20 protein-coding genes and 1 tRNA gene are annotated in these 23,000 nt (G+C 60.9%); 9 read left to right on the forward strand and 12 right to left on the reverse strand.

Annotated features, from left to right (window positions below; translation table 11 throughout):
* Window positions 1–70: 70 nt before the first annotated feature.
* The 4 genes from ABR948_RS18015 to ABR948_RS18030 form a co-directional block, all read right to left on the reverse strand.
* Complete coding sequence (locus ABR948_RS18015; protein ID WP_428120307.1) at window positions 71–1,183, reverse strand: ABC transporter ATP-binding protein; 1,113 nt, start codon at window positions 1,181–1,183, stop codon at window positions 71–73.
* A gap of 12 nt (window positions 1,184–1,195) precedes the next feature.
* The gene (locus ABR948_RS18020; protein WP_428120309.1) at window positions 1,196–2,089 is read right to left on the reverse strand and encodes an ABC transporter permease; all 894 of its coding nucleotides are present in this window, start codon (window positions 2,087–2,089) and stop codon (window positions 1,196–1,198) included.
* Complete coding sequence (locus tag ABR948_RS18025; protein WP_428120311.1) at window positions 2,086–2,949, reverse strand: ABC transporter permease; 864 nt, start codon at window positions 2,947–2,949, stop codon at window positions 2,086–2,088. The genes ABR948_RS18020 and ABR948_RS18025 overlap by 4 nt, the downstream gene beginning before the upstream one ends.
* A gap of 70 nt (window positions 2,950–3,019) precedes the next feature.
* The gene (locus ABR948_RS18030) at window positions 3,020–4,342 is read right to left on the reverse strand and encodes an ABC transporter substrate-binding protein (protein ID WP_428120313.1); all 1,323 of its coding nucleotides are present in this window, start codon (window positions 4,340–4,342) and stop codon (window positions 3,020–3,022) included.
* A gap of 703 nt (window positions 4,343–5,045) precedes the next feature.
* On the opposite strand from ABR948_RS18030, the gene ABR948_RS18035 reads away from it, so the two are divergent.
* Both ABR948_RS18035 and ABR948_RS18040 read left to right on the forward strand, forming a co-directional pair.
* Window positions 5,046–5,135: transfer RNA gene (locus tag ABR948_RS18035), tRNA-Ser, on the forward strand.
* Between the two features lie 845 nt (window positions 5,136–5,980).
* A complete protein-coding gene (locus ABR948_RS18040; RefSeq protein WP_428120315.1) occupies window positions 5,981–6,655 on the forward strand; it encodes a kinetochore Spc7 family protein in 675 nt (224 codons plus the stop codon).
* A 94-nt stretch (window positions 6,656–6,749) separates the two neighbouring features.
* Here the strand turns inward: ABR948_RS18040 and ABR948_RS18045 are convergent, their stop codons facing one another.
* The 4 genes from ABR948_RS18045 to ABR948_RS18060 all read right to left on the reverse strand — a co-directional run bounded on the left by ABR948_RS18045 (window position 6,750) and on the right by ABR948_RS18060 (window position 13,238).
* A complete protein-coding gene (locus tag ABR948_RS18045; protein WP_428120317.1) occupies window positions 6,750–7,016 on the reverse strand; it encodes a hypothetical protein in 267 nt (88 codons plus the stop codon).
* 95 nt (window positions 7,017–7,111) lie between these two features.
* A complete protein-coding gene (locus ABR948_RS18050; protein WP_428120319.1) occupies window positions 7,112–9,334 on the reverse strand; it encodes an O-linked N-acetylglucosamine transferase, SPINDLY family protein in 2,223 nt (740 codons plus the stop codon).
* A gap of 144 nt (window positions 9,335–9,478) precedes the next feature.
* A complete protein-coding gene (locus tag ABR948_RS18055) occupies window positions 9,479–11,719 on the reverse strand; it encodes an O-linked N-acetylglucosamine transferase, SPINDLY family protein (RefSeq protein ID WP_428120321.1) in 2,241 nt (746 codons plus the stop codon).
* Window positions 11,720–11,792: 73 nt separating this feature from the next.
* Window positions 11,793–13,238 carry a methyl-accepting chemotaxis protein gene (locus ABR948_RS18060; protein WP_428120323.1) on the reverse strand — a complete coding sequence of 482 codons (1,446 nt, stop codon included), beginning with the start codon at window positions 13,236–13,238 and terminating at the stop codon, window positions 11,793–11,795.
* Here ABR948_RS18060 and ABR948_RS18065 point away from each other — a divergent pair.
* Window positions 13,218–13,715, forward strand: coding sequence for a hypothetical protein (locus ABR948_RS18065; RefSeq protein ID WP_428120325.1), 498 nt, complete (start codon window positions 13,218–13,220; stop codon window positions 13,713–13,715). The genes ABR948_RS18060 and ABR948_RS18065 overlap by 21 nt on opposite strands.
* Window positions 13,716–13,908: 193 nt before the next feature.
* Here ABR948_RS18065 and ABR948_RS18070 read toward each other — a convergent pair whose 3' ends face one another.
* Complete coding sequence (locus ABR948_RS18070) at window positions 13,909–14,580, reverse strand: glutathione S-transferase family protein (protein WP_428120327.1); 672 nt, start codon at window positions 14,578–14,580, stop codon at window positions 13,909–13,911.
* A gap of 132 nt (window positions 14,581–14,712) precedes the next feature.
* The gene (locus ABR948_RS18075; protein WP_428120341.1) at window positions 14,713–14,991 is read right to left on the reverse strand and encodes a PilZ domain-containing protein; all 279 of its coding nucleotides are present in this window, start codon (window positions 14,989–14,991) and stop codon (window positions 14,713–14,715) included.
* Between the two features lie 242 nt (window positions 14,992–15,233).
* Between ABR948_RS18075 and ABR948_RS18080 the strand changes: the two genes are divergently transcribed.
* Complete coding sequence (locus ABR948_RS18080) at window positions 15,234–16,607, forward strand: MFS transporter (RefSeq protein WP_428120329.1); 1,374 nt, start codon at window positions 15,234–15,236, stop codon at window positions 16,605–16,607.
* Window positions 16,608–16,658: 51 nt separating this feature from the next.
* On the forward strand, window positions 16,659–17,060 hold the full coding sequence (locus ABR948_RS18085; RefSeq protein ID WP_428120331.1) for a VOC family protein: 402 nt from the start codon (window positions 16,659–16,661) through the stop codon (window positions 17,058–17,060).
* 277 nt (window positions 17,061–17,337) lie between these two features.
* Here the strand turns inward: ABR948_RS18085 and ABR948_RS18090 are convergent, their stop codons facing one another.
* Entirely contained in the window at window positions 17,338–18,054 is a 717-nt protein-coding gene (locus ABR948_RS18090) for a Spy/CpxP family protein refolding chaperone (RefSeq protein WP_428120333.1), read from the reverse strand.
* 361 nt (window positions 18,055–18,415) lie between these two features.
* Here ABR948_RS18090 and ABR948_RS18095 point away from each other — a divergent pair, with 361 nt between their 5' ends.
* The 3 genes from ABR948_RS18095 to ABR948_RS18105 all read left to right on the forward strand — a co-directional run bounded on the left by ABR948_RS18095 (window position 18,416) and on the right by ABR948_RS18105 (window position 21,397).
* A complete protein-coding gene (locus ABR948_RS18095) occupies window positions 18,416–19,405 on the forward strand; it encodes a hydroxyacid dehydrogenase (RefSeq protein ID WP_428120343.1) in 990 nt (329 codons plus the stop codon).
* A 67-nt stretch (window positions 19,406–19,472) separates the two neighbouring features.
* Window positions 19,473–20,897: an amidase gene (locus ABR948_RS18100; protein WP_428120335.1), complete on the forward strand. Its 1,425-nt coding sequence runs from the start codon at window positions 19,473–19,475 to the stop codon at window positions 20,895–20,897.
* Between the two features lie 95 nt (window positions 20,898–20,992).
* On the forward strand, window positions 20,993–21,397 hold the full coding sequence (locus ABR948_RS18105) for a hypothetical protein (RefSeq protein WP_428120337.1): 405 nt from the start codon (window positions 20,993–20,995) through the stop codon (window positions 21,395–21,397).
* 75 nt (window positions 21,398–21,472) lie between these two features.
* Here ABR948_RS18105 and ABR948_RS18110 read toward each other — a convergent pair whose 3' ends face one another.
* Complete coding sequence (locus ABR948_RS18110) at window positions 21,473–21,976, reverse strand: DUF1993 domain-containing protein (RefSeq protein ID WP_428120345.1); 504 nt, start codon at window positions 21,974–21,976, stop codon at window positions 21,473–21,475.
* Window positions 21,977–22,201: 225 nt separating this feature from the next.
* Here ABR948_RS18110 and ABR948_RS18115 point away from each other — a divergent pair, with 225 nt between their 5' ends.
* Window positions 22,202–22,996, forward strand: a complete 795-nt coding sequence (locus tag ABR948_RS18115) for a DUF2147 domain-containing protein (protein WP_428120339.1) — start codon at window positions 22,202–22,204, stop codon at window positions 22,994–22,996.
* The last annotated feature ends 4 nt before the right edge of the window (window positions 22,997–23,000 follow it).

Genomic DNA, 23,000 nt, shown 5'->3' on the forward strand with positions numbered 1-23,000 from the left:
TGTCAACTCTCCTCCTTATGCTGCGATAGACGTCCGATTGTTCAAAGCGACGGCGTGTGAAGCCATGGTCTCAAGTCCGATCCAACAAGCGGGCGTGCTCGACGGCCCACGTCGCCAGCACCACATCGCCGATCACGAGAGGATCGCGAAAGAAAGTGCGCTCCGGTACATAGGCGACGAATTCTTCGTCGGCGATCGCATCCAGCATCACCTTGACGAACGAGCCCTGATATTCGATGGCGAGCACGCGGCTGGACAGCGCGGACCGCTCCTGCGCCGATATCACGGCGTCCGGACGCAGCAGCTCGATATCGTCACGCCTGACCGCCACGTCGATCCGGTCGCCGACGCCGACCCGCGCGTTGGCGCGCAATGGCGCCGCCAACGACTTTCTGTCAGGTTGCGCAAACAACAGCCGACCGCTTTCGATCTTTTCGACCTTGCCCGACAACACGTTCTGGCCGCCCAGGAATTCGGCGACATAGCGATCCTTCGGGGTGGCATAGACCTCACGGGCGGCGCCGGCCTGCTTGATCTGCCCGGATTCCATCACGACGACCAAGTCGGCCAGCGCGATGGCTTCGAGTTGCGAATGGGTGACATGAACGAAGGTGATGCCGAGTTCGCGTTGCATGCGCTGCAACTCGAGCCGCATCTGCACCCGCAATTGCTCATCGAGCGCGGAGAGCGGTTCGTCGAGCAGGAGCACCCGCGGCTCCGTGATTGCGGCGCGGGCAAGCGCAACGCGCTGCTGCTGGCCGCCCGAAAGCTGAGCCGGCAGCCGGTCGGCAAGCTCGGTCAGCCGGACCTTCTCGATCATCGCATCGGTTTGCCGGTAGCGGTCGGTCTTCGACAGGCCCCGGACGCGTAGCGCAAAGGCGATATTGTCGCGCACGCTTAGATGCGGAAACAACGCGTAGGACTGGAACATCATGGCGGTGCCGCGCTGGATCGGCGCCAGTCCGACGACGTTTTCGCCGCCGATCACGATCTCACCATCGGTCGGGTCTTCATGACCCGCGATCATGCGCAGGATCGTGGTCTTGCCGCAGCCCGACGGCCCCAGAAAACAACAATAGGCGCCATCCGGTATCTTCAGATTGATGCCATGCACCACCGTATGAACGCCGTCATAGCTCTTGCTGAGACCTGCCAGTTCGATATCGCCGCGCTGAACCGCCATACTTTATTCCGATCAATGTCCATGGGTGCGGGCGCCGCGCCGCTTCTGAATCAGCACGATGGCGCCCAGCGCCGTTCCGATAATGACGAAGGAGATGATCGTGGTCACCGTCCCGAGCGCGTAAAGCGACGGCGAGGTGACGTTGAGCGTCATGCTCCATATTTCCAGAGGCAGGGTATTCTGCGGTCCCGCCGTCTGCAGGGTCCGGGCGAATTCATCGTAAGACAGCGTGAAGCCGAACAGCGCCACCGCGACCAGGCCCGGCGCCAGTACCGGAATGATGACCAGCCGGGTGGTTTGCCAGGCCGTCGCGCCAAGATCGCGCGCGGCTTCCTCCCAGGCTGGATTGAAGCGGGACATCACCGCGAACATCACCAATACGCCGAAAGGCAGCGTCCAGGAAAGCTGGGCGCCGAGCGCCGATCCGTACCAGGAGGTTTCGATGCCGATCGCGTTGAAGAGAAGGCCGACGCCGATGCCAAGCACGAGACCGGGCGCCACCAGACTGCCGATCATCAGGGAGAAAACGATATTGTCGCCGGGAAATCGCCGGCGGAACGCCATCGCGGCCATGAAGGAAACGACCACCGTGATGACCGTCACCAGGATGGCGAGCTTGATCGAGCGATCGAAGGCGCCTTGGACGTCGCCGGTCCGCACCTGGGTGAACAGGTCGACGAACCAGTGCAGCGACAGGCCCTTCATCGGAAACACCAGCCCGCCCCTCACGTCCTGGAACGACAGGATGTAGATGCAGATCATCGGACCATAGAGTGCCACGACATAGAAGGTGAACAGTCCCGCCAACACGTAAAAGGTCCAGGGGCGGCCGCCGCGACTTGGCGCGATGGCCCGCTGCTTCACGCGCGCCTGCACTGTCGGGACGGTTTGCGGCAACGTGCTCATCGGGTGATTTCTTTTCGGATATCGACGGTGCGCAAGATCAGAGACACCATGGCCAGCAGGATCACCGTGAGGATGACCGCGCTCGCCGCGGCGCTCGGATACTGAAGCACCGAAATGTCTTCGTAAAACGCGCCCACCACCGATGCCGAACCGCCGCCCGACATCACCTTGGTGACGAAAAAGTCTCCCATCACGATCGACGCCACGAAGATCGATCCCAGGGCGATTCCGCTTTTCGACAGCGGCACCACGATAAGCCGCAGGATATCGAAACGGCTCGCACCCGCGTCGACGGCGGCCTCGATCACCCGCTTGTCGATCCGCGCCATCGAGTTGAAGATCGGCACGATCATGAAGATCGTCAGCTGATGCACATAGGCGACGACGACGGCGAAGCTGGAATAGAGCAGGAATCCGAGCGGCTCGCGGATCAGGCCGAGGTGCAGGAGCGCCGAATTGATCAGGCCTTCCTTTCCGAGCAACGGGATCCAGGAAATCATGCGGATGATGTTCGAGGTCCAGAACGGCACCGTGCAGATCAGGAACAGGCCGATCGCCAGCAATGGATTGCGGACATGGAACACCAGGAAATAGGCGATGAAAAAACCGAGTAACAGGGTGAAGAACCAGGTCAGGACCGTGAACTGCACGGTTTCTAGATAGAGATTAAAGGTCAGGCCGGATGTCAGCACCGTGGCGTAATTGGCCAGCGTGAAGGTCGGGATCAGGCCACCGAAGCCATCGGTTTCGAAGACGCTGGCGACCAGCACCACCAGAATGGGCAGCACGAAGAACGGAATTAGCACCAGCATCAGCGGCGATACATAAAGCCAGCCCACGAGCGGTCGGGAAAGGATCATGAAGACTCTCGAAGTACGAATTTCGCCGGCCGGCCTGGAAAGGCCAGCCGGGAATTTGACGGCGGCGTGATCAGGCAACCTTGAAGTCGTTCCAGCGCTTGTTCATGTAGGCCGCCTCGTCCATCAGCGTATTCCAGCAGGAAATGTTGGTAACGCGGTCGGTAAAGGAGCCTCCGTCGCGAACGGTACCGGCCACTTCCATCGGCACCCCGTATGGATCGGTGACGGGTTCGGGAGCGGGTTTGCCTTCGTACCAGAAGGTGTATTCGGCAGGAGTCATGAACTTTTTGGCGGTCGATGGCACCGGGCTGTAGTAACCATAGCGACTGACGAACGCGCCCTGCCAGCCGGACATGTACCAGTTCATGTATTCATAGGCAGCGTCGAGCTTCTTGCCGGTGAGATGCTTCATCAAACCCATGCCGTTGCACCAGCCGCGATAGCCTTCCTTGCCATCCTTCACGTTGACCGGAGCATAGGTGCACGGGATCTGCTTGACCCGAACTGCGGCCACGGCGGGTGACCACATCGACTGGATCACCACTTCACCGGCAGCCATCAACTGCACCGATTGATCGAAGGTAGTCCACGTGGCGCGAAACTGGCCGGATTTCTTGAGTTCGATCAGTTTGTCGCAGGTAAAATCTATCTCCTTCTTGGTCATGTTGCCTTTGTTGCCGTATGTGATCAGTCCGGCGCTTTCGAAACACAATGCGGCATCCATGATGCCGATTGCCGGCACGTCGAGGATCGCAGCCTTGCCCTTGAACTTGGGATCGATCAGATCCTTCCACTGCGTCACGGTATGGCCGACGAGATCGGGGCGGTAGCCAATCGAGTCGGCGTTGTAGACTTGCGGGACGTTGGTCAGCCAGTCCGTGACGCCGTCGTGCAATTCCGTGGAATCGTGTTTCTCGATGTAAAGCGCCTCGTACGGCGAGATTCCCTGACGCGGAATCTTGTGGCCGTCGAGTTCGCCCTTGGTGAAGATCGGAAGGAAATTGTTGAATTCAGCGATTTTCTTGGCCTGGATGCCCTGGATCACGCCGCGCTTGGCCGCAAGCTTGGCCTGCCAGCCTTCCAGATCGGCGATGTCGACGCTGTTCGGCTGCGTGATGAAGCGATTGATCGCAGCCGAAGTATCAAGGTTCTGCATCGTCACCTTGAAACCGAGATCCTTGGCCGCCTGATCGCCGATTGCCTTTACCACCGAGTAGGACACGCCGACGTGGCGCAATTCGATGTCCTTGATCTCCTGGGCCCATATCGTGGGGAACCCTGTAACCGCACCACTGCCCGCTGCCGCGCCGACAGCCGCGGCCGCGCCCTTCAGAATGGAACGACGGCTCGGACCGCTGGAGTTACGCTTGGAATTGCTGCTTGAATGTTTCATCTGACGATCTCTCTCTGTCATTTTGCTCGAGATTTGGCCGCAAATTCCGCTCGCACACGCGGAGCCGTAAACTCCGTCGAGCGTGTTGTAGGCTCTGCTGTTCTGACTTCGCCTTGCTGATGGATTGGCGCTTCTGTCCCGCCGCCTGCACCGTCAAATAAATGAACTCTACGCGCGCCGACGTTGGTAGTAGTCGTTTAACTAGGGTCCATTCGTCGGCTGCATCAATGGCGCTCAGAAAAACGCTAACGGTGCCCGCAAGATGAACAACCGCCGAAGGTTTCGTCAAAAACTGCGCGGCGGCGACCGATTGTATACACGCCCGACACGCGCTTCGGCGGTATCGGCTTCGCACCGCGAGCCGGACGAACCGGCCAAATCAATATGTTCGTATAAATACAACGTGCAGAGGAGCGCAGTGACGCGAGTTAATTCCCATGGACCTCGAAAGCCAATCGCTCACGGCCCGGAACCCGCGAAATTTCTCAAAGAAATTCGCTCGGCGCGCCGATCTCCCCGGCTTCGGCCGAACCCGATTCCATGACCAGGAAGGCCGATGACAACCTGACCAGCGCAATCGAGGCGCTGGTGGCCGGTTTCCTGAAGCCAAGAGGCCCGTTGGGGCCAATTTGGGGCCAAGCGGACTTTTGTTCGCAGCCCGTTCTTGACCATGGTGGTGCCAAGTGCTTGATCCTGCAGCAACGGAAGGGTGGCCGAGTGGTTTAAGGCACCGGTCTTGAAAACCGGCGTGCCTGCAAGGGTACCGTGGGTTCGAATCCCACCCCTTCCGCCAGTATCATCCCCTGTCGCTCCCGAATTCACAGTGCCGGTTGTATCACGGTGGGCGACTTGACTGGGAGCGATAAGAGGTCGCTGAAACTTCATGATCTTCCTTTCGAGCTGATCTTCGTCGTTGTGCTTTCGAAAAGACATAACTTCACGGTCTCGCGGCGCGATGCGTCCGAGTCTTGCTTAGGGTTCACCCTCGAATGGGAGGGCGCAGGGAATGCCGGATGCGCGCTGCACCCGCGGTCTCGTGCGCAAAGGAGAGAGTGGATGCGCGCACGAGCATACAGGCTCAGCGGAGGCATCCGGCATCCCCTGCGTGATGGCTTTACGGCTTATGCCGAGCTCTCCCCGGTGATCGGGCTTGTTTGTCACCGTCGCCCCGCGGATAGGGCCGACATCGCCTTCCGCGAAACTTGACGCCAGCGTCGAGGCGTCAGGACCACACGGTTTTGCCGTACGCTCAAACGTCGTTCGTCCTGCGCGCCTGCCGATCGCTCACGAGGTTGAACTCGCCCTGCGACCGCAACTGCGTGCCGACGCTCTTGCGTCCACCACATCCCGTCCCGCGTTCGTGACGACGCGCGACCGCCCCTCTTGCCGGAACAGGACATCAGCAGTTAGCCGATGATTTGCGGTCGGCGTGAACCGGAATTTTGCCCGTCGTGCCAATCTGCCGCATCCCGACGGGCAAGCGCAACGGTTAGCGACATACCGCCGGCGGTGTGGCGCTAACGCTCAATTAATCTAATAAGCCCATAATCTGCAGCAGTATTAGGTTGGGCAACGCGTAAGAGCCGTCGCGCGGATAATCCAGCGGCGGCTTTTTTCGTTGATCTGAGGGCAACGCAGGTGAACAAAACACTGGAAGCTGAACCGCAAATCGATGCGCCGGGCGCTGCGAAGCAGCTTGAGGCATTAGCACCGACCATGAAATCCAGCCGGAAATCGATCCTGGCGCTGTCGGTGTTGGCTTTAGGCCTAAACGCTACTGCGGCCGTCTATACACTGTCGCCTTCCGATTTTGCCCTGCCGGATGTCAGCATTTTGGCCGAACTGCTTCCGCACCAGGGAGATTCCGATCCAACACCGGATCCCGTTGTCGCCGCTTTGCAGGATATTCAGTCGGTCCAGCAGCAACACGTTGCATCGCTGCAAGAAAATAGCTCCTCGTTGCAGCAAAACACAGCCCTGCTTCAGCAGGATTCAACGACGCTTGCTGCTCTCAGAGAGAGCATCACGGATGAACGTGCCGACGTGAAGAAAATATCCGCTCAGATAGCGGATGAACGGGTCGACGTGAGGAAGATGTCGGCTCAGATTTCCACGCTGATAGCGAAGGTCGACTCGCTGCAAAATGCAATCACGCCGGAAACAACTTCCTCCATTCCAACGGGGCGCGCTCGTAACCGGCTATCCGGAGTGCTGCGCAAAAGGATGGCTCGGCAGCCTAAACCTTTAGGGCCCGTCTCGGTGAGAGGAGCCCCCCTAACTGTTCCAGCTACCACGCCAGCCCCAGAAGGCTAGGACATCGGCGCCGATCGGCCGACCCCAAGCAGCGCCCTGCTCCCGGACTCACCAGCAGCCTTCCTGGAGTCGTGCAGAGGCTATTCGAGTGGGCTCAGGCCGCGCCCTTGTTCGATTTTGGCTTCCGAAGTTTCTGGACGAAATATTCCGTCGCCATCAGCAGCGCGATGATGGCGGCGCCAATGACGGCCGGGGTGCGGATCTCCTGCCGGGAAAAGCCAAACTCATAGTGGGCGATATATCCCGCCGATACAGATGCCACGATTGTTCCGACCGCAGCGAGCCACCAAAAGACGGCAATTTCTGTGGGGCCAGATTGTTGGCCGGTCGGTAGCGGCGCCCTGTCGTGCTTGATTTCCATGAGGCGGCCCTGTTGCTGATTGAAAGCACTCTGGCGGCGACTACCTAACGAACGCATTAATTTCTGCGACCGTAGTACTACGGACCGCTGGCGCGCTACGCGTTCGCCGCACAATAGTCGCGCCAGAACTGGCGATAACCGTCCTCCACCCGCCGGGTATAGATCGCGCCGTTTCCGGCCGCCGAGGTGGCCACTCTGGCCGGCAGGCTGGCGCGCAGCGCTTCCAGATCGGAAGCCATCGATGCGTGTTTGCGAGCGATCGCAATGTAGGCGTCATCGTCCTCCGCCACCCAGTCGTGGAGGCCCACAGCGTTCACAATGGCGCCGCCGGCGCGTGACGATGCGCCCTTGCCCAGCTTGGCGACGACGGGAACGCCCGCCTGCAGCGATTCCCAGGTGCTGACGCCGCCATTTTGCGGAAACGGGTCGAGGGAGATATCAACGTTCGCGAACTCGGCCAGATGTTCACGGCGAGATGTCGATCCGATGCACCTGATACGATCCGCCGCAACCCCATGGGCCACGAAACGTGCGATCAGGCCGTCGCGCAGGAAGGGATCGTCGAGCGCGCTGTTCTTGATGACGATGATGGATCCTGCCACCTGCTGCAGAAGTTTCGACCATACGATCATCGCATTGTCGGATATTTTGTCGATCCTGTTGAACACGCCGAAGGTGACATGTCCGTTGCGGATCATTGGAAGCGCCGATGGTTGCATATCCGGCAACGCTTCCGTCGTGATCAAACAGGGCAAATCGTAGATGTTTTCCGCGAACAGATGCCGGGCCGATTCTGGAATCAGGACGGGATCGGCAAAAATGTAGTCCATGGTCGGCAGACCCGTACCGGTCACGCTTCCCCACGCCGTGACCTGAATGGGGGCCGGCTTGCGCGCAAAGACGGTCAGCCGATTGCCATCCGTATGGCCTGACAGGTCGACGAGGATATCGACGCCGTCGGATTGGATCCGATCGGCCAGTTCATCGTCCGAAAATTGCGAGGCATCTACCCATGTCTCGACAAGCGACTGGCACTCCTCGGTCCTCGCGTCTCGAAGCGGCGAACAGGAATAGCAGATGACATGAAACTCCCGGCGATCGTGATTGCGCAACACCGGCTTGAATACCAGCGCTGCCGAATGATCTCGAAAATCGGAGGACACATAGCCGACCACAATCCGTTTGTTCGGATCCGGCATCGGGCGCCGTAACTCTCTTTGCGGTAACTTGACGCCAATCGCATCCCACCAGGCACGTCTGGCCGCTTGATGGACTGCAAAATCCGCATCGGGCGCGAAATCAAGAACAAAGATTTTCTTCGAAATCGCATCTTCGTGGTCAGATTTGATGGCCAGCGCCCGATCGAAGTGTGCGACCGCGGTCGCGGTATCTCCCTGCTTGGCGTAGCAGGTGCCGAGCAACGTGATCGCGACCGTCGAGAGCGGCTCTTGCTCAAGCACCTTCATGCAGGCCGCAATCGCCGACGCAATATCAGCCCTGAGGATCTTGATTGCCGCCTTACAGCGCCATGCGGCTTCCATAACGGGATCGATAGCGAGTGCCGCGTCGAAGTCTGCCTCCGCCAGGGCAAACTGCCCCATCCGCTGATGGACCCGGCCGCGGTAGGTCAAAACCTCTGCGAAGTCGGGCTTGATGGCGAGCACCGTATTGAACACGGTTTGAGCCGCATCGAAGTGTCGCAGTTGGAGACGCACCACACCCTTGCCGATCATTGCCTGCAAATGGCCGCGCTGAAACGAAAGGGCACGATCGAAACTCTGATCGGCCTCATCGTTGCGGTCGAGCAGCAAAAGGGCCATGCCGCGATTGCAATAGGCGTCGCCGTAGTCGGGCTTGAGCTGGATGGCCCGGTCGTGGGCGTCGACGGCCTGCTCGGCGAGTTCCAACCTCGTCAGCGTATTGCCGAGATTTGTCAGTGCCGTCGGAAAATTCGGTTTGAGCGCGATCGCCTTCTCCTGGCATTTGCGCGCGTCGTCGTAGCGCCTCAGGTTGAACAGCGCCGTTCCGAGATTGGAGCGCGCTTCCGCCGAACGCGGCTCGATGCTCACGGCACGCGCGAGATTCGCTTCGGCCGCTTCGAACTGCCGGCAGTCCAATTCAGAAACGCCGAGCAGGTGCCGCGCATCAAAGTGGTCGGGCAGGTCTTTGAGAATCTGCTGGCACAGCGCCTGGACCTCTGCGTGCTTGCCCTGGCGATAGGCTGCAATCGCCGCCGGCAGCAACACCTCGGCCTGCTTCTTGAACTGCTTTTGCAGCCTTGCATTCTGAAAGGCGCGTGAGCCGACACTGCTTTGCAACTGCGAATTCCCCGTGGAAGATCCGTCTTCGGGAAGATAGCAGTATCCCGGTGATTCGCGGCAGACCCCTGCCCGTGCTCCCGCGAGAGGCATCTGCCGTTTCGTTGCCCCGCATTACCTGCGCCACCGACCGGCAGGGCGGCATCAGTCCGGCGTCCCCTCGGCGGACTGCGAGATCCCGGCACAATAGTCGCGCCAGAACTGGCGATAACCCTGCTCCACCCGGCGTGTATAGATCGCGCCGTTTCCGGCCGCCGAGGCGGCCACTCTGGCCGGCAGGCTGGCGCGCAGCGCTTCCAGATCCGAAGCCATCGATGCGAATTTCTCCGCGATCGCAATGTAGGCATCATCGTCCTCCGCCACCCAGTCGTGGAGGCCGACGGCTTTCACAATGGCGCCGCCGGCGCGTGACACTGTGCCGTTGCCCAGCTTGGCGACGACGGGAACGCCCGCTTGCAGCGATTCCCAGGTGCTGACGCCGCCATTGTGCGGAAACGGGTCGAGCGAGATGTCAATATTGGCGAACTCGGCAAGATGGTCACGGCGTGAGTTGGATCCGATGCACCTGATGCGATCCGCCGCAACCCCGTGGGCCACGAAACGTGCGATCAGGCCGTCGCGCAGGAAAGGATCGTCGAGCGCGCTGTTCTTGATGACGATGATGGATCCCGCCACCTGCTGCAGAAGCTTCGACCACACGATCATCGCGTCGTCGGATATTTTGTCGATCCTGTTGAATACGCCGAAGGTGACATACCCGTTGCGGATCATTGGAAGCGCCGACGGTTGCATATCCGGCAACGCTTCCGTCGTGATGACGCAGGGCAAATCATAGATCTTTTCCGCGTACAGATGTCGAACCGATTCCGGAACCGTGACGGGATCGGTAAAAAGGTAATCCATGGTCGGCATACCCGTGCCGGTCCCGCTTCCCCACGCCGTGACCTGAATAGGGGCAGGCTTGCGCGCAAAGACGGTCAGCCGATTGCCCGCCGTATGGCCTGACAGGTCGACGAGGATATCGACGCCGTCGGATTGGATCCGATCCGCCAGTTCATGGTCCGAACATTGCGAGGCATCTACCCAGGTCTCGACAAGCGACTGGCACTCCTCGGTTACCACGTCGCGCAGCGGCGAACAGGAATAGCAGATGACATCAAACTCCCGGCGATCGTGATTGCGCAACACCGGCTTGATTCCGAGTGCCGCCGAATGATGTCGGAAATCGGAGGACACATAGCCGACCACAATCCGCTTGTTCGGATCGGGCATCGGACGCCGTAACTCTCTTTGTGGTAACTTGACGCCAATCGCATCCCACCAGGCACGTCGGGCCGCTTGCTGGACCGCAATATCGGGCGCGAAATCAAGCGCGAAGATTTTCTTCCTTATCGCTTCTTCGTAATCGGGCTTGATGGCGAGCGCCCGATCGAAGTGAGCGACCGCGGCCGTGATGTCCCCCTGCTGGGCGTAGCAGGTACCGAGCATCGTGATCGCGACCGGCGAGAGCGGCTCCTGCTCAAGCGACTTCATGCAGGCAGCGATCGCCGACGCGGTATCGCCCAAGATTATCTTGATTGCCGCCTTGCCGTGCCATGCGGATTCCATCATGGGATTAACGGCGAGCGCCGCGTCCAAATCGGCCTCCGCCTGGGCGAGCTGTCCCATCTCCTGATGCGCCCGGGCGCGAAAGGTCAAGACCTCCGCGAAGTCCGGCTTGACGGCCAGTACCGCATTGAACGCGGTTTGAGCCGCATCGCAGTGTCTCAGTCGCAGACTGGCTATACCCTTGCCGATCATTGCCTGCAAATGGCCACGCTGAAACGAAAGGGCACGATCGAAACTCTGATCGGCCTCATCGTCCCGATTGAGCAGCAACAGCGCCATGCCGCGATTGCAATAGGCGTCGCCGTAGTCGGGCTTGAGCTGGATGGCCCGGTCGTGGGCATCGATGGCCTGCTCGGCGAGCGCCAATCGCATCAGCGTATTGCCGAGATTTGTCAGCGCCGCCGGAAAATTCGGTTTGAGCGCGATCGCCTTCTCCTGGCATTTGCGCGCGTCGTCGTAGCGCTTCAGGTTGAACAGCGCCATTCCGAGATTGGAGCGCGCTTCCGCCGACCGCGGTTCGATGCTCACGGCAAGCGCGAGATTCGCTTCGGCCGCCTCGAACTGCCGGCAGTCCAATTCGGAAACGCCGAGCAGATGCCGCGCATCAAAGTGGTCGGGCAGGTCTTTGAGAATCTGCTGGCACAGCGCCTGGACCTCTGCGTGCTTGCCCTGGCGGTAGGCCGCGCCCGCCGCCGGCAGCAACACCTCGGCCTGCTTCTTGAACTGCTTTTGCAGCCTTGCGTTCTGAAAGGCGCGTGAGCCGACACTGCTTTGCAACTGCGAATTCCCGGTGGAAGATCTCTTCGGGAGGATAGCAGTATCCCGGTGATTCGCGGCAGACCTCGAATCGTCAGGCCGCGCGTATCGACGCCAGAAAATTTTCGACTTCACTTTTGAGATGATTGCTTTCGCCGAGCAGTTCGCGCGCGGAGCCATGGACCTGCCCGGCGGCCGCCCCGGTATCGGCCGCGCCGCGATTGACCTCCGCGATGCTGCCCGATACCTGCGTCGCGCCTTGTGCGGCCTGTTGAACGTTACGGGCAATTTCCTGGGTTGCGGCGCCCTGTTCTTCGATGGATGCCGCGATGGCCGAGGAAATTTCCGCGATCTGGGTGATGGTGCCGCCGATCGCCTGAATGGCCGATACTGAATGTTCCGTCGCGGCCTGCATTTGCGTGATCTGCACGCTGATTTCTTCCGTCGCCTTGGCGGTCTGTCCGGCGAGCGCCTTGACCTCGGAGGCGACAACAGCGAATCCCCTGCCCGCTTCGCCGGCGCGGGCGGCTTCAATGGTCGCATTCAGAGCCAGCAGATTTGTTTGCGCGGCCACGGCGGAGATCAACTTCACGACCTCACCTATGCGATCGGCCGATTGCGATAGTTCCGCTATTCGGACGTTGGTCTGTTCGGCCTGCTGCACGGCCGCGCTGGCGACCTTCTTCGACTCATGAACCTGTCGACCGATTTCCGTCACGGAAGAAACCATCTGTTCGGACGCGGCCGCGGCGGATTGCACATTTGCAGACGATTGCTGGGATGCCGCCGCTACGGTTGCGGATAATTCCTGAGTGGTTTCGGCCGTCCTGGTCAGGCTGCCGGCGGCCAGTTCGATTTCGGCGGAGGCTGTCGATACGGTCTGGACGATTTTGCTGATAGCTTGCTCGAAGCGATCAGCAACCTGCAGCATCGCCTCGCGACGCTGGATCTCGGCGCGTTCCTGCGCCTTGGCTTGCTCTGCTGCAAATTGCCTGTTTTCAAGCAATTTCTCATGAAAGATGAACAACGCGCTGGAAATCTTGCCGATCTCGTCGCGACGATTGACCGGTTCGATCTTGCTGTCGAGATCGCCTTGCGAAAGACGCTCCATCGCCATCGCCATCGTGACCAGCGGCGTGGAGAGCCAGCGACCGAACAGCAGCGCCAAAGCCACCATCACCAGGATGGTGACGCAAATCGACCAGAACACATATCGCTGTACGGAGGCGAGGTCGGTCTTGACCGATTCGAGTCGTTCGTCTGCGGCTTTGCGCACCGCAATCAGGCTGGGTCGCAGGCGATCGTAGATTTGCGCGAGGTCGACCGCCTCTTCCGTCAAGGTGCTTTGACCCGCCATGAAGGCCAGGAAACTCGCCTTGTAGACATCGACGAGTTTGCTGATCTCGGCTTTGCTGTCGGCAGGCAAATCGGCTTTTGCGAGTTCGATCGAGAATTCATCGGCGCGCTTGCGAAGCTCATCGCCATATTTTTCATCGCCACGCAACATGAAATCCTTCTCATGGCGACGCATCATCAGCATGAGAACCGCCAGTCGCGGCTGATCGTATTTTTTGAGCTGGCCTTCGACGGTGTGAACGGCGGTCCGCAGTTTTCCCTGCAAGCCGTCATTCTCGTTGAAGCCGATCAGCTTCTGCGCCGACACCACATTCGAGAAACGCGTCGTGTAACTATTGATAACAGCACGGAAGGAGCTGGCTTGCCGGAGCGGATCCTTTTCCGGCAACGTTTCGGCGAGACGTTCAATATCGCCGAGATAACCGACCGCGGTGTTCACAGTTTCGGTGTGCGACGCTATCTTTTTGTCATCCGGCTTCTGGAGGAATTCGGTTGCGATCTCGCGGCCCTGCAACAAGCCTTCGGAAACCTTCGCTGTCAGCAAGGCCAGCGCGCTAAACTCGTCGGCCTTGCGTTGGCTTCGGGCTTCGATCTGCAGGCTGACGAGATAAATTGCTCCGATAACCGAGACACCGGTCATTCCAAGCAACAATATTTGTGAGCGAAGGCTGAGGTGGATCCGACCACCAACCCGGGTGTTACGGAAAATTGTCATGTCCAGCGGACCTCAAATCAGCACGTGCTTAAATATGAGGCGGTTATTAGACTATTGAGCATAAAATAACGTTAACTGCGGCACCGCACCGGCCTGGATGCCGCAGATGTTCGGACGGCAACGGCCGTACCGGGCTCGCCTAGCTGTTTCCCTGGTTGTTTCCCTGGTTGTTTCCTGGAGCAGACGGTGGCGGGGGAGGAAATGACGCCCGGTAGCTTGGCCGCTCGGCGTGGTGGGCGAAATACGCGGCGAGGTGTTTCGCCGACTGCACCATTTGTTTCCCTTCAGGGGCGCGCTGCGCGACCTCGAGAACGGGCATCAGGAAGATGTCCGCGAGAGAGAAGCTGTCGCCCACCAGATAGCCGGTCCGCGCAACCGCCTGGTCCAGCACATCGACCTGGGTCTGCATCGACGGCAGTACCGCACTGATCGCGGTGCGGTCAGGCTTGCCGTCTGCGCCCTTGGGAAACAGGTAGCCGAAGATATAAGTCCGTATCAGACACGGATCGATCGCGGTGTTGACCAGCGACACCCATTGTTCGACCTCGGCGGCTCCGCGCGCGTCGTCGGGGATCAGCTTTGGGCCGGCGAAGGTTCGGTCGATGTAGGTCGCGATGGCTTTGGACTCGCACAGCGTGAGCTCGCCATGACGCATCACGGGTATCTTTCCGAACGGGTGGATGGCCAACACTTCGGGACTGTGCATCCGGGCCGGGATCAGGTCGTAGGGCACCCGCTTTTCCTCAAGGGCCATGCGCACGACCCAGACATAACTCGAAAACGGCGCTCCGATGATCTGAATCCTGGTCATTGTGGTCTCTCCTGTCGTGCCATGCATCGTTGCCCCTCGATCGGCAGTCCGCGGCCGTGGCCGGGCTCCCATGGGGTTCGACGTCAGACGTTTGGGAGAGGCCGTGGACGACTTTTTGGGAGGGGAAAGTGGTCAGCCCTGGCGGCCGGGATCGGGCTGGTCTTGCGGCGTTGCAACAAAGGTCACGCCAATCCGGTTTTGCTGGATCCAGGCAATCCTGCATTCATGGACTGACGAGTCGCTCGCTATCACCAGGCGAAACTGCGCGGGCACGAAGGCGGGATTGTCGACGTCGATGGCGGCACCCTCGGGCGATATGTTTCGCACCACGCAACTCAGGACAGACCCGCCCGACGATACGTAGGCCGGTTCGTTTATTTCGGTTCGCGGGTACTTTCGCTTCTCTTCCATCGGCGCGTTGGCCTTGATCGCCACGTGTGGGCTGAAGCTAGCAGCAAACCCTAAATAATTAGGCAGAGCATTTCTCGGTCAAGGGAAATTCGGTTGGCCGCGAACGGCGGATCGCCTTTTGCACAGCTGTCCTCGCGTCCGCCCGGGCTTCCGCTTGCCGCATTGACAGGATAGCTTCGCCGCACTGCCCGTGCGTAGGCGCGACGCCGGCTCGAAATAAACAAGCGCCAGGGAAAAACGCCATGTTCGAGATACTCGATCGACAGACGAGTCTGACCGGCAATCAGATCAGGATTCTCGTCGCGGCCATTATCGGCGATGCGCTCGAATTCTTCGACTATTTCCTGATCGGTTTTGTGCTCGCCTTCCTGATCGGGCCCTGGAAACTCACCTTCGGCCAGTCGGCCACCGTGCTGATGAGTTCCGGCATCGGCGCCATCATCGGCGCCTATGTCTGGGGTTGGCTCGCCGACCGCATCGGCCGTCGCAAGGTCTTTATCGGCACTGTGCTGAATTTCTCCGCGGCGACCGGCCTGTTGTATTTTACGCCCGACAATGGCTGGATCTATCTTTCGGTGCTGCGCTTCTTCGTCGGCGTCGGTGTGGGCGGTCTCTATTGCGTGGATTTGCCGCTGGTGCAGGAATTCATGCCCTCCGCCAAGCGCGGCTGGGTTGGTGGCCTCGTGACCTGCGTTATTCCGCTTGGCACCGGCCTCGGCGCGGTGCTCGGCGCCTCCGTGGGCAACGGCGAGTGGCGGGTGCTGTTCGCCATCGGCGTGCTGCCTGCGTTGCTCGTCCTGCTGGTCCGGCTCTGGGTACCGGAATCGCCGCGCTGGCTCTGCCGTCAAGGCCGCTACCAGGAGGCCCGTGAATCGCTCGCATGGGCACTGCAGATGGAGCCCTCGGCGCTGCCGCTGCCGACCGCCGCCGACGCCGGCCCGGTGATCAAGTCCAACTGGGCTGATCTTTTCAAATATCCGCGCAGCCTGATGGTCTCCTGGCTCGGCAATGCCGGCGCGCAGACCGGCGTCTACGGCATTACGCTTTGGGTGCCGTCGCTGTTCGTATTGCTGCTCAAGGTCACGCCGCAGGAAGCCGCGAAAATGATGATCCTGCTGACGGTCTTCGGCTTTGTCGGCCGGATCTCCTTTGCCTTCTTCTCGGAGTGGATGGGGCGGCGCAACGCCGGCGGGCTGTTGGGCTTCGGCGCGGGCGTCCTGACCATCGTGGCCGGCTACAACTACGACACCATGATCATGGGCGTGTCGGCGTTCTGGCTGATATTGGCCGTCACCTACTTCTTTGCCGATGGCGGGTTTGCCATCGTCGGGCCTTATGCGGCCGAAGTCTGGCCCTCCCATCTTCGCACCTCGGGCATGGGGTCGGCCTATGGCTTCGGCGGCATCGGCAAGATCATCGGGCCGGTGGGCCTCGCCTTGATCGTGGGCTCGGGCAATTATCTCAAGCCTGATGTGCCGTTACCCGAGATTCCCCTGGCTTTCCTTTATCTCGGCTGCTGGTTTTTGATGACCGGGGCGGTGTATTATTTCTTCGGGCTTGAGACCCGCGGCAAGTCGATCGAGCAAATCGACAGGGAACTGGCGGTCACCACCTGATGTATGACGGGCGCCGATCCCGACCCCATCTTCGTCCAAAGGAGAACCACGATGCCGCTTGGCGGACTGCAGCACTATACGATTGAACCCCAGGATCTGGAGCGAACCAAGGACTTCTATTGCGACGTGCTCGGGCTCGAGAACGGCGACCGGCCGCCGCTCGGTTTCCCCGGCTACTGGCTTTATTCCGGCGGTGTCGCCACCGTGCACCTGATGGGCACCCGCACGCCGCGCGAAGGCATCGTCGTGCGCGGCACCGGGAAAAAATACGAGGACACCGGCCGTCTCGACCACATCGCCTTCGCCGCGACCGACGTTGACCGTGTGCGCGAGCGCCTGCAGTCCAGGAACGTGAAATTCCGCGAAAGCATCGTGCCGCGCACCGGCGACACGCAATTCTTCCTCTATGATCCCGATGGCGTCGGCGTGGAGCTGAATTTTACCAAAGAATAAGCCGTCCCCGGGTCTTGCGCTTGCTCGACGTCCCGCGCAGCGCAACCACGGCTGGCAGTGTTGGGTTCGGCGCCGTCTGCGGCGAGCCAATCCCGACAAGGTCATGACCCGGCCATATCTCGGGCGCGAAGCGGTCGGCTTTTCTTCAATTTTGCGTGACGAATTGAAGGGCCGCGCCGCTGCGGCAGGATAGCCGGGTGCGAAGCCTTCAACCTACCCCAGGGCACGCGTGCCCGGCTATTCGCGGCGGCCGAACAAGCTTTCGCTCGAAAACGCTTTAGTCGAGTCCGCGCTCATGGCTCAGGCGTACCATTTCCTGGATAAAGATCGCCTTCTGCTTGTCGTCGAGGCTGGTGAATAGCGGTTCGGCCGCATCGGCAACGCTGCGTTGATCGACGGCGCGATCATTGAGAAACTGGGCCTCGTTGCGCATCTGCTCGACGATATCGTCGGGTGGGTCACGCTTGGCGCGCGCAATTCTGAGATTGAGGCGGTCGGCGCCGTTGTGGCCGAGATAGTGCATAGCGCTGTTGAACGCCGTCCAGTTTTTCTCCTGCTCCGGCGTCAGGTTCAATTCGGTCTTGATCCGGTCGATGTCGGCGTCGCTGTTGGCGACGATCTGTTCGGCGCTCAGTTGCGGTTCGCCGTCCTGCGTCAGCACCGCGGGCGCCGCAGCCTTGGCGGTCTTGGTGCCCTTCGCTGCCTTGTTGGCTTTTGCCGAGCCGGCCTGCTTCGATCCGTTGGCGGGGGCCTCCCCTTCTTTCCCGACGCCAAGCACGCCGGTAAACACGCCGACCACCCCGCCGATGGCGCCTCCCAGCACGCCGCCGACCGGTCCTGCGGCCTTGTTGCCTGCCTCGGCTCCCTGCTGGACGCCCTTGACCAGCCCCTGCGCTTCCGCCGCCGGGAGTGGGCCGAGAAGCAAGACGACGGCTGCGGCAAGCGCAATCCGCAGTCCCACTTGCCCAGGCGTTGCCGATGTCAGGCTGATCATTATTTGGCCTCCTTGGTCGATCTTGAAACGCCGCGCCGACGCTGTTTCCCCGAATCCGCACATTACCGTTTTCGCGGCAACCAAGTCTACCGCGGCGCGGCCTTGTGGATGATGAGGCTTGCAACGAAATGGGCGCGCGCATCTCGTTCCATCGCGTGGGCATGTGCGGCGCAATAACGGCCTGTTTCGGCGGCTGCGCCCGCCGCGATTGGCAGTGGACCTCAACAATATGCACCTGCTAAACGACATCACGAGGCCGTCCTTTGACGGCCGTTTAAGAAGAAAAGGCCATGCAGCACGGTAGAAACCGGGCGAGGCATTGGGCAAGAAACCGGGCAAGGGACTGGGCGGGAAACTGGAAATGGCGACCAACAAGAAGAAAATTTTCATCACTGAATCGATGTCGCAGCCGGGACGAGCGCTGCTGAACGCGCGCGACGACATCGAGACCATTGAATTTCCCAACCTGATCTCGGCCCGGGATTTCGAGACGCTGCTGGGGGAACATGCACCGGTTCATGGTGTGGCGCTGGGCGCGACCCGGTTCGGCGAACCGGAACTCGAGGCCGCGAAGGACATGAAGGTGGTGACCCGGATCGGCGTCGGTTACGACGCCGTCGATGTGCCGGCACTCAGCCGCCGCAAAATCCCCCTGCTGGTGGCGGGGAGCGCCAATTCCCCGTCGGTCGCGGAACAGGCGATGTTCATGATGCTGACGCTGGCCAAGCGCGCGAACGAGATGCACGCGCTGGTGAAGGATGGCCAATGGGCGACCCGGCTCGGCAAACTGCCCTACGATCTCTACGGCAAGACGGTCCTGATTGTCGGCTTCGGCCGCATCGGCACCCGAACCGCCAAACGCTGCCTCGCCATGGAAATGAACGTTCTGGTCTACGATCCCTATAAGTCCGCCGCCGAGATCAAGGCCGCCGGCTGCGAGCCGGTTGCCGATCTCGATGCGGCGCTGCCGCGCGCCGATTTCGTCACTGTCCACTGCCCGAAAACTCCGGAAACGGTCGCGATGTTCGATGCGGCTCGGTTGGCGCGGATGAAGCCGACCGCCTATCTCGTCAACACCGCGCGCGGCGGAATCGTCAATGAGGCGGCGCTGTATGACGCGCTGGTGTCCGGCAAGCTCGCGGGTGCGGGCCTCGATGTGTTCGAACAGGAACCGCCGCCGGTCGGACATTCACTGTTCGAGCTTCCCAATGTCATCATTGCGCCGCATGTCGCCGGCGTCACCCGGGAAGCGGTCGACCGGATGAGCGAACAAACCGCGCGCAATATCCTAAGCGTGCTCGACGGCGAACCGATACGCCAGAACATCATCAATCAGGATGTGCTCGGTTGATTGGCGCGTGAATGCGCTTTGGCCGATGACGTAGCTGCTTCGATGCTTCATCACCGCGGATGTCACCATGGCCTTCAGGGAATACGGCGACTTTGACGGGGTGGGCCTCGGCGAACTCGTCCGTAAAAAGCAGGTCAGCGCCGCGGAATTGCTGGACGAGGCGATCGCCCGAACCGCCAGGGTCGATCCGCAGATCAATGCGGTGGTCGTGAAACACTACGACTTTGCACAACGACAAATCGACCAGGGAATTCCGGATGGCCCCTTTGCCGGCGTGCCGTTTCTGCTCAAGGATCTGGAGTTTCTAAAGGGCACCCGGACCACTTCGGGCGCCGAGGTCTACAAGGATGCTGTTGCTACCCACACCGGCACCCTCGCCCAGCGTTTCCTCGATTCCGGGGTCACGATCTTCGGCAAGAGCTCCACGCCTGAATTCGGCTTGATGCCGACCACCGAGTCCCGGTTGTTCGGTCCGACCCGAAATCCGTGGAATCTCGCGCATTCGTCTGGCGGCTCTTCCGGCGGCGCGGGGGCTGCGGTTGCCACACGCATTGTGCCGGTGGCGCACGCCAGCGACGGCGGCGGATCGATACGTATTCCAGCCTCGGCCTCCGGCGTGTTCGGATTGAAACCGACCCGTGCACGCAATCCGCTCGGTCCCGAGCGTGGCGAAGCCTGGAGCGGGTTTTCCTGCGGCCATGTGCTGAGCATCAGCGTGCGCGACAGCGCCGTCATGCTGGACGCGGTCCACGGGCCCGAGCCGTCGAGCCCTTATGTTGCGCCGCCGCCGGAGCGGCCTTTCGCGGAGGAAGTCGGTCGCGACCCCGGCCGGCTGCGCATCGCCTTTACCGACAAGTCGCCCTATGGCGATGCGATCGATCCTGAAATCGCGGCGGCGGTTCAGGAGGTCGCGACCCTCTTGGCAGGGCTCGGCCATCATGTCGAGGCGCGCGCGCCGGTGCTGGCCGCCGATCCGGCGGTCGTGATGGCAGCCATCGTCAGCGCCAACACCGGCCTAGCGGTGCGGCTGGCCGAGCAGCAGTTTGGTCGGGCCATGACGGACCGCGATTTCGAGAGATTGACGCTGGCAACGGCGCGCAACGCGCAGAAGGCCACCGCGACCGATTTTGTGGCCGCGCAACTCGGCGCATTCCGGATTGCGCGCGGGCTTGCGGCCTTCTTCGAGACTTGCGACGTGTTCCTGTGCCCGACGCTTTGTTCGCCGCCGCTGCGGATCGGCGAGCTCGATTCGATGTCGTCCGACCTGTCGCATATTGCACCGGTCCTGCGGCGCTATATGCCCGCAACCTCGATGTTCAACATGTCCGGCCAGCCGGCGATGTCGGTGCCGCTGGCGTGGAATGCCGCGGGGTTGCCGCTTGGCATGATGTTCGCCGCACGATTCGGCGACGAGGCGACATTATTTCGGCTGGCGGCACAGCTCGAACAGACACGTCCCTGGAAGCAAAAATTACCTCCGGTTTGCGCCTGAGCTGACAAAACTCAGCCGCATTCGGGGCTGAATAAGGCACCCGGAGAAGCCGGATTCGTCTTCGGCGCAATGGGTTAAGGGTGGGGATTAAGATTGTGAATCAGAGCGACCCGACCGATCATGCGCTGGCGGCCATCGCCAGCATCCTTGATCAACCTGAACCCGTTCCCGCGCCCGAAAAGGCCGCGGCTGAGGAGCGGTCCGTCCCCCCCGAACGGATTGAGGCTGACGGCTATTCGAAAATGGGCCCCGGTCCGATGGTGGCGATCCGTTTCAAGTGGACCGTCCGTCGCGCGGACCATGGTCACTATTTCGTGGACGAGACCATCGGCGACAATTCGCGGCCGATGACCAGCGGGCCGATGTCGGCGGAAGACGCGATCCGGTTCGTGGATGATCGCGAGAGCGAGGCGCGGCAGCGATTTGAGCGCCTGAAAAGCGAAATGACCGGGCGCGCCGCGGCGGCGAATGTGGTCCGCAAGGACGGCGGCGAAATTTAGCCCGGACAATCCGGCGGGATTGCACCCGCGCTCACCGATTTCGCGCTTACTGGATTTGGCGCTACCGACTGGCGTTCACTGATTTGGCGTTCCCAGAAAATTCTTCTTGACGAGATCGACGCCGCAATGGCGCAGGATATCGTAGGCTGTCGTTACGTGAAAAAAGAACTGCGGCACGCTGAACGTCAGCAGCAGCGATTGGCCGGTAAAATTTCGCTTCGACCCGTTCTTAAAGGTGAAAACCACCTCTTTGTGGGCGGTGCCGTTGATCCGGGCAGGCTCCAAACTGGCAATAAACGCTATCACGGAAGCAATGCGCGCCTTGAGTTCGGGAATGTCAGGCTCGGTATCGGGCAATACCGGCGGTTCGACGCCGGCGAGCAGCGCGCATGCGATCATCGCGTGCCTGTTCGCCTCGCCCACCTGGCGCGTGAGATTATACATGTTGGGATAGAGGCGCGCATTGAGCAGAATCGAAGGATCGATTTTCCGCGCTTCGGCGTGAACAGCCGCATGATCGAGCAGACCAGACAAACTGCCCAGAAATTGAGTGAAAACGACGACGGACGATTGATGCATTGAGACGGTCACGGTCGAAATCCTCTGCGTACAGCGTGAGGTCCGAATATGCCGAATGTGGCGGCAAGTCTATCTCACCTGGCATATTCTCACCTGGTCTGGTCGGCGGATTTGAACCAAAGCCGCCTGCCCACGACTCATACCAGGAAAGTGATGTGAATCACGTTGCCGTAAGCGGCCGGGGCGCAGGATCAGACTGAGGTTCCACCTGCTCAGGAGGTGATGATGAGAAGGCTTTTTGCGATCGCCGCATTTCTGCTGGCAAGCACCGCCGCCCAGGCTCAGTACACCTTCGATTATGGCGGACGGACCATTCGCATCGATCCGGACCGCGGGACGGTTTCGATACCAGGCGTCTATGACAATAGCGGGCGCCGAACAAAACGCTCGCGCAACGATCAGGACAGCAACCGTCTCAGCAAGCAGCCGCCCGAGCAGGCGAATGTCGACCCGCAGGCACCCGCCGCAGCCCCCGCCCCGGCCCCGGCACCGGTCGAGCAGATTCCCGCGACCGCGAACACCACACCCGCGCCTTCGAGCGCGACGGCGAATGTTGCGCCGGCGGATACCGCCGCTCCCATCCAGCCCCAGGCCACCGCAACGGCGCCGCAAGTTCAAGAGGACGCTGCCCCCGCCGCCAGGCCCGCGCCGCCGCCGGTGGTTGCGACGGCTCCACTACCCGCGTCCCCCGCTCCCGCGACAGCGGCCGTCCAATCCGTCAATTCACCGCTCGGTGTCTGGCTGACCGAAGAGAAGGAAGGCAAGGTCCGGATCGAGCCATGCGGCGCCAATCTGTGCGGATATTCCGTCGACACGAAGTCGAACCAGAACGGCAAACAGGTCCTGATCAATATGAAGCCCGGCAAGGATGCCAAATGGAGCGGGCGGATTTTCGATCCGAACACCGGCAGCACCTATGATTCCACGATCGCGTTGAAAGGCCCCGATAGCCTGCGCGTCCAGGGCTGCGCCTTTGGCGGCATGTTCTGCGGCGGCCAGACCTGGAGCCGTCTGAACTGACGGC

Source organism: Bradyrhizobium sp. (genome assembly GCF_050014615.1).
In the GTDB taxonomy this organism is placed as follows: domain Bacteria; phylum Pseudomonadota; class Alphaproteobacteria; order Rhizobiales; family Xanthobacteraceae; genus Bradyrhizobium.

Bases quoted from the DNA above. Each gene is read 5' to 3' on its own strand.
- ABR948_RS18060 (WP_428120323.1), bottom strand. From the start codon at position 13,238: ATGCTGATGATGCGTCGCCATGAGAAGGATTTCATGTTGCGTGGCGAT.
- ABR948_RS18115 (WP_428120339.1), top strand. From the start codon at position 22,202: ATGAGAAGGCTTTTTGCGATCGCCGCATTTCTGCTGGCAAGCACCGCC.
- ABR948_RS18080 (WP_428120329.1), top strand. From the start codon at position 15,234: ATGTTCGAGATACTCGATCGACAGACGAGTCTGACCGGCAATCAGATC.
- ABR948_RS18085 (WP_428120331.1), top strand. From the start codon at position 16,659: ATGCCGCTTGGCGGACTGCAGCACTATACGATTGAACCCCAGGATCTG.
- ABR948_RS18020 (WP_428120309.1), bottom strand. From the start codon at position 2,089: ATGAGCACGTTGCCGCAAACCGTCCCGACAGTGCAGGCGCGCGTGAAG.
- ABR948_RS18045 (WP_428120317.1), bottom strand. From the start codon at position 7,016: ATGGAAATCAAGCACGACAGGGCGCCGCTACCGACCGGCCAACAATCT.
- ABR948_RS18110 (WP_428120345.1), bottom strand. From the start codon at position 21,976: ATGCATCAATCGTCCGTCGTCGTTTTCACTCAATTTCTGGGCAGTTTG.
- ABR948_RS18030 (WP_428120313.1), bottom strand. From the start codon at position 4,342: ATGAAACATTCAAGCAGCAATTCCAAGCGTAACTCCAGCGGTCCGAGC.
- ABR948_RS18065 (WP_428120325.1), top strand. From the start codon at position 13,218: ATGGCGACGCATCATCAGCATGAGAACCGCCAGTCGCGGCTGATCGTA.
- ABR948_RS18100 (WP_428120335.1), top strand. From the start codon at position 19,473: ATGGCCTTCAGGGAATACGGCGACTTTGACGGGGTGGGCCTCGGCGAA.
- ABR948_RS18025 (WP_428120311.1), bottom strand. From the start codon at position 2,949: ATGATCCTTTCCCGACCGCTCGTGGGCTGGCTTTATGTATCGCCGCTG.
- ABR948_RS18090 (WP_428120333.1), bottom strand. From the start codon at position 18,054: ATGATCAGCCTGACATCGGCAACGCCTGGGCAAGTGGGACTGCGGATT.
- ABR948_RS18015 (WP_428120307.1), bottom strand. From the start codon at position 1,183: ATGGCGGTTCAGCGCGGCGATATCGAACTGGCAGGTCTCAGCAAGAGC.
- ABR948_RS18095 (WP_428120343.1), top strand. From the start codon at position 18,416: ATGGCGACCAACAAGAAGAAAATTTTCATCACTGAATCGATGTCGCAG.
- ABR948_RS18075 (WP_428120341.1), bottom strand. From the start codon at position 14,991: ATGGAAGAGAAGCGAAAGTACCCGCGAACCGAAATAAACGAACCGGCC.
- ABR948_RS18070 (WP_428120327.1), bottom strand. From the start codon at position 14,580: ATGACCAGGATTCAGATCATCGGAGCGCCGTTTTCGAGTTATGTCTGG.